The following is a 254-nucleotide window of genomic DNA, read 5'->3' on the forward strand; positions in this document are numbered from 1 at the left end:
CAGTCGGAACGAGAGTATTTCTACCGCTACGGCCTGGCTGCCGACAAGCTGGCAAAGGCCAACCCCGCCGCTATCGTCACGCCCCCCGGACAGATGACTCGAGGTGTCGAGATCGACGGCACCCTCGCCGACGACATCAAACGCTCCGTTCTTCAATAGCAGGTGAAAATGGGCGTCGCCGTACGCATGGCCGCGCTGCACCTGCTGGCCCGCAACCTCCGCAGTGCCCGGCCGGCGGCGGCCTCCTGAGCGGT

1 pseudogene is annotated in these 254 nt (G+C 65.7%); it reads left to right on the plus strand.

From position 1 onward, the window contains the following. A pseudogene (gene pyrB, locus R0J92_RS24840) lies at window positions 1–249 on the plus strand (aspartate carbamoyltransferase catalytic subunit); the annotation flags it as partial. Window positions 250–254: the final 5 nt, after the last annotated feature.

Source organism: Tritonibacter sp. SIMBA_163, assembly GCF_046535935.1.
GTDB lineage: Bacteria > Pseudomonadota > Alphaproteobacteria > Rhodobacterales > Rhodobacteraceae > Epibacterium > Epibacterium scottomollicae.